At 52.2% G+C, this 7,697-nt stretch carries 9 protein-coding genes and 1 other RNA gene; all 10 read left to right on the top strand.

Features of this window, described 5'->3' with window-relative positions; translation table 11 throughout:
- Positions 1–103: 103 nt before the first annotated feature.
- Positions 104–832 carry a class I SAM-dependent methyltransferase gene (locus tag KH813_RS05330; protein WP_303994177.1) on the top strand — a complete coding sequence of 243 codons (729 nt, stop codon included), beginning with the start codon at positions 104–106 and terminating at the stop codon, positions 830–832.
- Complete coding sequence (locus KH813_RS05325) at positions 814–1,929, top strand: Nif3-like dinuclear metal center hexameric protein (RefSeq protein ID WP_303994175.1); 1,116 nt, start codon at positions 814–816, stop codon at positions 1,927–1,929. The genes KH813_RS05330 and KH813_RS05325 overlap by 19 nt, the downstream gene beginning before the upstream one ends.
- Positions 1,930–1,961: 32 nt before the next feature.
- Positions 1,962–2,300, top strand: an RNA gene (rnpB, locus tag KH813_RS05320) — RNase P RNA component class A.
- Positions 2,301–2,484: 184 nt separating this feature from the next.
- The gene (gene trxA, locus KH813_RS05315) at positions 2,485–2,811 is read left to right on the top strand and encodes a thioredoxin (protein ID WP_303989918.1); all 327 of its coding nucleotides are present in this window, start codon (positions 2,485–2,487) and stop codon (positions 2,809–2,811) included.
- Positions 2,812–2,965: 154 nt separating this feature from the next.
- Positions 2,966–3,217 (top strand): type B 50S ribosomal protein L31, encoded by a 252-nt coding sequence (locus KH813_RS05310; protein WP_024048524.1) that lies wholly within the window; start codon positions 2,966–2,968, stop codon positions 3,215–3,217.
- Between the two features lie 108 nt (positions 3,218–3,325).
- The gene (locus KH813_RS05305; RefSeq protein ID WP_303994180.1) at positions 3,326–4,153 is read left to right on the top strand and encodes a DUF1385 domain-containing protein; all 828 of its coding nucleotides are present in this window, start codon (positions 3,326–3,328) and stop codon (positions 4,151–4,153) included.
- Complete coding sequence (gene prfA / locus KH813_RS05300; RefSeq protein ID WP_303994172.1) at positions 4,140–5,216, top strand: peptide chain release factor 1; 1,077 nt, start codon at positions 4,140–4,142, stop codon at positions 5,214–5,216. The genes KH813_RS05305 and prfA overlap by 14 nt, the downstream gene beginning before the upstream one ends.
- Positions 5,216–6,073: a peptide chain release factor N(5)-glutamine methyltransferase gene (gene prmC, locus KH813_RS05295; RefSeq protein ID WP_303994169.1), complete on the top strand. Its 858-nt coding sequence runs from the start codon at positions 5,216–5,218 to the stop codon at positions 6,071–6,073. Before prfA ends, prmC begins: the two co-directional genes overlap by 1 nt.
- Entirely contained in the window at positions 6,070–7,098 is a 1,029-nt protein-coding gene (locus KH813_RS05290; protein WP_303994166.1) for an L-threonylcarbamoyladenylate synthase, read from the top strand. Before prmC ends, KH813_RS05290 begins: the two co-directional genes overlap by 4 nt.
- Complete coding sequence (locus tag KH813_RS05285; protein WP_303994164.1) at positions 7,099–7,563, top strand: low molecular weight protein arginine phosphatase; 465 nt, start codon at positions 7,099–7,101, stop codon at positions 7,561–7,563. It abuts the gene before it with no gap.
- Positions 7,564–7,697: the final 134 nt, after the last annotated feature.

Below are 7,697 nucleotides of genomic sequence, written 5' to 3'. Positions count from 1 at the left end.
CCGGCTCATAACCGGTCGGTCCCTGGTTCGATCCCAGGTGGGCCCACCACATTGCATTGTAGGACGACTGCGGTCGTCCTTTTTTGTCGAAAGGAGTTCTTGTATGCCGGATGGCGCAACGCTTTCTGTGACTTTGTCACCGCGTTTGCAAACCGTTGCGGACGCCGTGCCCGTGTGCGATACTGTAGCTGATATCGGCAGCGATCACGGCTACGTGCCCTTGTACCTGCTCGAAAAAAAGCGGGCGTGTCACGTCATCGTCAGCGATTTACGGCAAGGTCCGTTGGCAAAAGCGCGGCAAAATTTTTGCCGGACGCAATGCGCCGCACAGGCGGATTTTCGCTTGGGCAGCGGCCTGGAAATATTGCAGGCTGACGAGGCGGACGGTATTATTTTGGCGGGAATGGGCGGTCCGCTGATGCGGGAACTTTTACAGGCGCGGCCGGAAGTGTATCAAAAGCTGGCGTTTATTATTTTGCAGCCGATGACGGGTCAGGCGATGTTGCGACGAAGTTTGCGGGAACTCGGCCTGAAAATTGATCGGGAGTGGCTTTGCGAAGAAGGCAAACACCTTTATGAAATCATTCGTGTCGTTCCCGGGGCGCAGGATCTGCCGGAGAAGCTCGCGGCGGTCGGACCCTACCTTTGGGAAACCCGCGCGCCGCTGCTCTCCCGTCATCTGCATCGGTTAATTACCCGCGCGCAGGCGCATCGCAACGGCTTGCTGCATGCGAAAGAGCAATCCGCAGCGCGACGGAAAGAATTAGATTCGTTAGAGAAAGATATTGCACAGTGGAAGGAGATGCTGCAGCAATGCGAATCCGAAAGATAATGCAGGCGTTGGAAGAATGGGCGTCGCCGAAATTAGCGGAAGACTGGGACAATGTAGGATTGTTGGTCGGCGATCCGGAGACGGAAGTGACCGGTGTTTTAACCGCGCTTGATGTCACAAAAGAAAATATCCGTTATGCGAAAGAGCATGGTATTAACCTCATCGTCGCGCATCACCCGATTCTGTTCAAACCGTTGAAACAATTGGTCGCGGGAGATCCGGTCGCGGACTTGGTGCGACTTTTAGTGCAAAATAATCTCGCCTGCTATGCCGCGCATACGAATTTGGATATTGCGACCGCGGGCGTAAATGATTTGCTGGCGGAACAAATCGGACTGATCGATGTCGAAGGACTTGTACCGGTGCATCACGAGCCGTTTTACAAAGTGGCGGTATTCACTCCGCAAACGCATGCGGACGCAGTCCGCGCCGCCATGGGGGATCACGGCGCCGGTGCACTCGGCGATTACTCGCATTGCACGTTCAGTGTGCAGGGGCAGGGACGCTTTTTACCGTTGTCCGGCGCGCAGCCTTTTTTGGGAAATCCGGGGCAAATGGAAACGGTCGAAGAAGAACGCGTGGAAGCCATCGTGCCGGCGCACGACTTAAACACAGTGCTCCGCGCGATGCTGGCCGCGCATCCCTACGAAGAAGTGGCGTATGATGTGTATCCGTTGGAACGACCGCGGGAAACGTCCTACCTGGGACGGATTGGCCGCTTTCCTAAAGCGTTGTCGCTGGGCGATGCGCTTACGCAAATTCAAACCGCCTTGGAGATTCCGGTATTGCGGTATGCCGGACAACGTGAAACCATTGAACGTGTTGCGCTTTGCAGCGGTGCCGGTATGGAATTCGCCGATGCTGCGGTGCAGCAGGGCGCGGATTTATATTTGACCGCCGATGTCAAATACCATGAGGCGCAGCGTGCCGCGACGCAGGGAATCGTAGTAGTCGACGGACACCATTATCACACGGAGATCAAAATCGCCGATCGTCTGGCGGAGTATTTGACCCAAACGCTTGTGACGGAAAACGTACGCTTGAACATTGTTGCTGATCCCGTACGCGCGGATATATTTTCATTTTGGGGAAATTGACGGTATTGTAAAAAAATGATATGCTAACAAAACGAGTACGAAAGACAATCGCGAGCGTAAGCTCGAGGAAAGTCCGAGCTCCGCAGGGCAGAGTGCCGGATAACATCCGGCGAGGGTGACCTCAGAGACAGTGCCACAGAAATGTAAACCGCCGGAAACGGTAAGGGTGGAACGGTATGGTAAGAGCATACCGGCGGCGGGGTAACCCGTCGGCCAGGTAAACCTCACTCGGGGCAAGACCGAATAGAAAAGGGATGAAGCTGCCCGCTGACCTTTTGGGTGTGTCGCTTGAACAGTCGAGTAATCGGCTGTCTAGAAAGATGATTGTCACGTGCAAACGTACAGAACTCGGCTTATTGACTACTCGTAATAAAAAATCCGCAGCAGCGGATTTTTTATTTTTATTTTTATTTCTATTCCTTAGGATGAATGCTTGCTATATCCGTTTTCAATCACTTTTGTACGGCGGTAAACTTGACAGACCGACAGAAAATAGGTATGATATTGATACAGAATTTCTATATTTTTCGATATACATTACATGAGGTGATACCAATGGCAAATATTACAGAAATTACCACTGCACAAGAATTTGAATCGGAAGTGAAATCTGAAAAAGGCGCTGTATTGGTTGATTTTTGGGCTTCGTGGTGCGGCCCGTGTAAAATGATTACGCCGGTAGTTGATAAGCTCGCGGAAGAATATGCGGGCAAGGTCAAAGTTGTCAAAGTGAATGTGGATGAAGGCGGCGATCTTGCCGGTCAAATGGACGTAATGGGCGTACCGAGCCTTATTTTCTTCCAGAACGGCGAAGAAGTAAAACGGATCGTCGGTAATCGTCCGGATGAACTGAAAGCGGCATTTGCGGAATACGCAAAATAAAATAATTTTACGCAAACGGCACTTCGGTGCCGTTTGTTTTTTTGTAAAAAAGCGAATATAAAAATAAGGCATCAGCAAGTAATTTATCTTGCATTTGATATGGGCATTTGTTATACTATCTTAGTGTCAGTATGTTAAGAAAAGAGGTGCAACTGTGAAGAAAGGAATTCATCCCGAATATCATCCGGTCGTATTCCAAGACGCCGGCGCGGATTACGCGTTTTTGACTCGTTCCACCATGACGTCGAGCCAGACAATTAAATGGGAAGACGGCAACGAATACCCCCTGGTCAACGTGGATATCAGTAGCAAATCGCATCCGTACTATACGGGCCAGCAGCGTTTCGCGAAAGCGCGCGGCCGTATTGAAAAATTCAATAAACGATACGGCAAAGAGAGCGAATAAAAGGGTAGGCAGGCGCGTACAGTGTCTGTCTATTTTTATACATAAAATGAAAGTGGGAATTTGGTGAAGAAAGCTTATGTAGGAGGTCAGGCGGTCATCGAAGGCGTGATGATGCGCGGACCGGAGTATGTTGCCACGGCGGTTCGTGATGCCGGCGGCGAAATCATCGTGAAAAAGGACAGAGCTGTGCCCTTGGGCGTGAAATATCCGGTTTTAAGCAAGCCCTTGCTGCGCGGTATGGTGGCGCTGTACGAGTCGCTTGTGATCGGCATGCGCTCCCTGATGTTTTCGGCGCAGGTCGCGGGTGAAGAAGATGAAAAGCTCGACGACAAAGAGATTTATATTACGATGGCGGTGTCGACCGTATTTGCCGCGGTTTTGTTTTTGGCGATTCCGACATACGCGGCGAAATTTATCCCGGGTACGGGTTCCAACCATATTCTGTTGAATCTGGCGGAAGGTACCATTCGACTCCTGATCTTTTTAGCGTATTTATATGGTATCTCACGGACGAAAGACATTCAGCGCGTATTCGAGTATCATGGTGCCGAGCATAAAACGATTTACTGCTATGAAAAGAATTTACCGTTGACGGTCGAAAATGTTCGCCCGCAATCCCGATTACATCCGCGTTGCGGCACGAATTTTTTGCTGATGGTTGTGATTGTCAGTATTTTTGTGTTTGCGTTTTTAGGTTGGCCAAGTTTGTGGGAACGCTTTCTTTCCCGCATTATTTTGATGCCTGTCGTGGCGGGCCTTGCCTATGAATGGATTCGGCTGGCTGCGCGCAGCGACAATTCGCTGGTGCAGGCATTGGTAAAACCGGGACTGTGGCTGCAGAATATTACCACTCGCCCGCCGGATGACAGTCAGATCGAAGTCGCCATTGCCGCGATGAACGCGGCCAAGCCGCAGGAGGAATATGTTAGAGGATAAATTACAAACGGTGGAAGATACCTTTTTGGATTTGGAGCAGCAAATCAGCGATCCGGACGTTATCGCGCAGCAGGAAAAGTGGCGCGCGTTGATGCAACAGCACGCTGCCTTGGAGGAAACCGTCGAAACGTTTCGCGAGTACAAAAAAGCCGTGGCCGGTATCCGTGAAGCGGAAGAATTGCTGAACGATAAAGACCAGGACGCGGATATGCTGGCGTTAGCCAAAGAGGAACTTGCCGAGAATAAACAGGCAAAAGCGGAACTTGCCGAGCGGTTGAAAATTTTATTATTGCCGAAAGACCCCAACGATGAAAAAAATGTCATCGTGGAAATCCGCGCCGGTGCCGGCGGTGATGAGGCGGCTTTATTCGCCGCGGAATTAATGCGCATGTATACGCATTACGCCGAAGCGCAAGGCTGGCATTGTGATTTGATCGATTGGAATGAGACCGGTTTGGGCGGCTATAAAGAAGTCGTCTTTTCGATCACAGGAGCCGGCGCGTATTCCAAATTGAAATACGAAAGCGGCGTGCATCGTGTGCAACGCGTGCCTGAAACTGAAAGCGGCGGTCGTGTCCACACGTCGACGGTGACGGTGGCGATTTTACCGGAAGCGGAAGATGTGGAAATCGAAGTCAAGCCGTCGGATCTGCGCATCGATACGTATTGCGCGTCGGGGGCGGGTGGTCAGTACGTTAACCGTACGGAAACCGCGGTACGCATTACGCATTTGCCGACCGGACTGGTGGTGACCTGCCAGGATGAAAAAAGTCAGGCGAAAAATAAAGATAAAGCGATGCGCGTGTTAAAGGCGCGTCTTTACGATTTAGTGCAACAGGAAGCGGATGCGAAGCTGGCGGCCGACCGTAAGAGCCAAGTGGGAACCGGTGATCGCTCCGAACGCATTCGCACGTATAATTTCCCGCAGGGACGTGTGACGGATCATCGTATCAACTTGACGATTTACCAGTTGCAGGCGGTACTTGACGGCGATTTGGAAGAATTATTATCCGGTTTGATTGCCGCGGATCAGGCGGCCAAACTGGCGGAAAGCGAGAACTGATGGCGAACGAGCTTTGGACGATCCGTCGTATGCTGCAATGGCTGGTAGCGTATTTTACCAAGCATGAAATAGAAAATCCGCGTTTGGACGCCGACTTATTGGTAGCGGAAGTGCTCGGTGTTGATCGGCTATATTTGTATACGCATTTTGAACGTCCGCTTGAAGCGTCCGAACTCGCTCGCCTGAAAACATATATTCAACGTCGCATTGAAGGATACAGCGTCGCCGCGATCGTCGGTAAAAAAGAATTTATGCGCTTGCCTTTCGTGGTGACAAAAGATGTACTGATCCCGCGTCCGGCGACGGAAACGCTCGTGGAAACGGTACTGGAGCACTGCGGTGAAACGCCTTTGCGGGTATTGGATATCGGTACCGGCAGCGGCGCGATCATCTTGAGCCTTTTGCACTATCGCCCGCAATGGACAGGCATCGCCTGCGATATCTCCGCCCCCGCCTTGGCGGTTGCGAGGCAAAATGCGGCGCGTTTGGAAGTAAGCGATCGCGTGGAAATAATCGAGAGCGATCTTTTCCGTTCCCTTGCCGATCAAACATTTGATATTATCGTGTCCAATCCGCCGTATATTCCCGATGGGGATATTGAAGGCCTTGCGCCGGAAGTACGGCACGAACCGATGACTGCGTTGCGCGGCGGAGAAGACGGCTTAGCGATCTACCGCCGAATGATTCCGGCCATGGTACCGCATTTGCGCAAAGACGCGCTTTGCGCGGTGGAAATCGGTGCGGAACAAGGGGCAGCGGTAAGCGCTCTTGTGCGTGAAGTGAACGCGTTCAGCGAACCTGTTATCAGGCAGGATCTGCAGAATCTTGATCGTGTAGTTTGGTGGAAACGAATATGAAAACAACGTATGTAACAATTGATCACTCACGGCCGCTGGGTCCGCAGGTGGCTCCATGGGGCGAAATTCTGCGGGCCGGCGGCCTTGTCGCATTTCCGACGGAAACGGTATACGGTTTAGGGGCCAACGGCTTGGATAGTGAGGCGGCGAAAAAAATTTATGTTGCCAAAGGACGTCCGAGCGACAATCCGCTGATTTTACATGTGCTGGATCGCGACGGCCTGGCGCCTTTGGTAAAGGAAATTCCGCCGCTTGTTGACCGACTTGTTTCCAAATTTTGGCCGGGACCGCTGACGTTGGTATTGCCGAAATCAGACATCGTTCCTACAACAGTGACGGGTGGCGGTGCGACGGTAGCTGTACGGGCACCGAGTCAGCCGGTGGCACGCGCGTTGATTGCGGCGGCAGGCGTACCTTTGGCCGCGCCCAGCGCGAATTTGTCCGGACGGCCGAGTCCGGTGACCGCGCCGGCGGTGCGACATGACTTAGACGGCAGAGTGGATGCCATCTTGGATGACGGCGCTTGTCGAATCGGCTTGGAATCGACTGTGGTATCACTGCAGGGAAATGAACTTGTCATATATCGACCGGGAGCGATTACCTTGGAAATGTTGTCCGATTTTGCTCCGACACGTTTGGATACGGCGCTTGTCACAGGTCAGGGCATTCCGAAAGCGCCGGGCATGAAGTACCGTCATTACGCGCCGCGCGTACCGGTGTATTTATATACGGGAGAAGCAAAAAAAATCAGCGAGGAACTGGCGAAAACGTACGACCCTCACCGCGGCTACCTGGTAAGCGCCGAGACGGCGCGCGCCTTACCTGCTGGTGAGAACATCTATATTTGGGGCGACGCAGCTGACGCTGCGGCGTATGCGGCGCATTTATACCAGGGCTTGCTGTATCTTGACGAGACGGCGGCGGAGGAGATTTATGCCGAAGGTATTTCCGATCAGGGCATCGGGCTTGCGGTCATGAATCGCCTTTTGAAAGCGGCCGCGTACCAGGTTCGAGAGGTGAAATAAATGAAAGTCGTATTTGTATGTACGGGCAATACCTGTCGCAGTCCGATGGCGGAAGCGATGTGGCGATATTTAATGAAAGATGTTACTGACGATTCACACACGGTCCATTCGGCGGGCTTGGCACCGGCCATCGGTATGCCGGCGGCGCCGTTGGCAGTGGCGGAATTGTCACGTCGTGAGATTCCGTTTTCCGGGCATACCGCAAAAGCATTGACACGGGACATGTTACAAAATTCGGATGCGGTCGTGGTGATGACGCAAAGCCAACGCGATCTTTTACGGCGCTCGTTCGGTGAGCTGGAAAAGAAAATCCAAACACTTGGCGAATGGAGCGGTTTGGGCGGAGAAATCCCCGATCCTTTCGGCGGTGACGCAAGCTTGTATGCGCAATGCGCAAGCTCGATTTGGGAGCATCTCGCAGCGGCGAAACAAAGACTCTATCCGGAGCATTGCGACACAAAATAAGTGTACTTTTTATGCCCTTACCGCCTGTTTTATGGTAGGATAGAACTACCAAGGAGGGATATGATGAAGATAGTGATCGGCAGTGATCATGGCGGATTTCATTTGAAAGAAACGATTCGTCGTGAACTCGCAGA

The sequence above is a fragment of the Negativicoccus succinicivorans genome (assembly GCF_018373335.1).
GTDB lineage: Bacteria > Bacillota > Negativicutes > Veillonellales > Negativicoccaceae > Negativicoccus > Negativicoccus succinicivorans_A.
This window is presented reverse-complemented; position numbering and strand designations above follow the sequence as displayed.

Coding starts and splice junctions, on each gene's coding strand:
- trxA (WP_303989918.1), top strand. CDS start 2,485: ATGGCAAATATTACAGAAATTACCACTGCACAAGAATTTGAATCGGAA.
- KH813_RS05330 (WP_303994177.1), top strand. CDS start 104: ATGCCGGATGGCGCAACGCTTTCTGTGACTTTGTCACCGCGTTTGCAA.
- KH813_RS05325 (WP_303994175.1), top strand. CDS start 814: ATGCGAATCCGAAAGATAATGCAGGCGTTGGAAGAATGGGCGTCGCCG.
- KH813_RS05290 (WP_303994166.1), top strand. CDS start 6,070: ATGAAAACAACGTATGTAACAATTGATCACTCACGGCCGCTGGGTCCG.
- prfA (WP_303994172.1), top strand. CDS start 4,140: ATGTTAGAGGATAAATTACAAACGGTGGAAGATACCTTTTTGGATTTG.
- KH813_RS05305 (WP_303994180.1), top strand. CDS start 3,326: ATGATGCGCGGACCGGAGTATGTTGCCACGGCGGTTCGTGATGCCGGC.
- KH813_RS05285 (WP_303994164.1), top strand. CDS start 7,099: ATGAAAGTCGTATTTGTATGTACGGGCAATACCTGTCGCAGTCCGATG.
- prmC (WP_303994169.1), top strand. CDS start 5,216: ATGGCGAACGAGCTTTGGACGATCCGTCGTATGCTGCAATGGCTGGTA.